Origin of the sequence: Flavobacterium sp. WG21, assembly GCF_000335775.1 — a bacterium.
GTDB lineage: Bacteria > Bacteroidota > Bacteroidia > Flavobacteriales > Flavobacteriaceae > Flavobacterium > Flavobacterium tructae.
In genome coordinates, this window is sequence record NZ_AMYW01000078.1 from 1 (window position 1) to 863 (window position 863).

Consider the following 863-nt stretch of genomic DNA (forward strand, 5'->3'; position numbering starts at 1 on the left):
GGTTTGCGAAGTGGTAGCAGTCAATGCAGCTGCAGGTTCTGTGATGGTAAAAGTTTTAGTTATACTACAAAGATTAGCATCTTTTATGGTCACGGTATACGTTCCGGCAGCTAAGTTTGTAGCCGTTGCTGCTGATCCTCCCAGATGGTGACCAGGAATACGTATAGGCTCCGGTTCCTCCGGTAGGGGTTACCGTTGCAGATCCTGTTGCATCTGATTTACAAAGTACGTTAGTTTGCGAAGTAGTTGCAGTTATTGTGCTTGGCTCCGTGATGGTAAAAGTTTTAGTAATCGTACACAGATTTGCATCTTTTATGGTTACGGTGTATGTTCCGGCAGCTAAGTTAGAAGCCGTTGCTGCAGATCCTCCAGATGGTGCCCAGGAATAAGTGTATGCCCCGGTTCCTCCCGAAACTGTTACCGTTGCAGACCCTGTTGCTCCTGAATTACAAGACGCATTGGTTTGCGAAGTGGTAGCAGTTAATGCAGCTGCAGGTTCAGTGATGGTAAACGTTTTAGTGATGGTACAAAGATTGGCATCTTTAATCGTTACGGTATACGTTCCGGCAGCTAAGTTAGAAGCGGTTGCGGCTGATCCCCCAGATGGTGCCCAGGAATACGTATAGGCTCCGGTTCCTCCAGTAGGCGTTACCGTTGCAGACCCCGTTGCATCTGATTTACAAAGTACGTTGGTTTGCGAAGTAGTAGCTGTTAGAGCGGCTGCAGGCTCGGTGATGGTAAAAGTTTTAGTGATGGTACACAGATTAGCATCTTTAATGGTCACAGTATACGTTCCTGCTGCTAAGTTTGAAGCCGTAGCGGCAGATCCTCCAGATGGTGCCCATGAATAAGTATAGGCTCCT

1 protein-coding gene is annotated in these 863 nt (G+C 47.3%); it reads right to left on the minus strand.

The features are described from left to right. Positions 1–73: 73 nt before the first annotated feature. Positions 74–863: hypothetical protein (locus C245_RS0122505; RefSeq protein ID WP_017498857.1), on the minus strand; the 790-nt coding region annotated here is incomplete at its 5' end.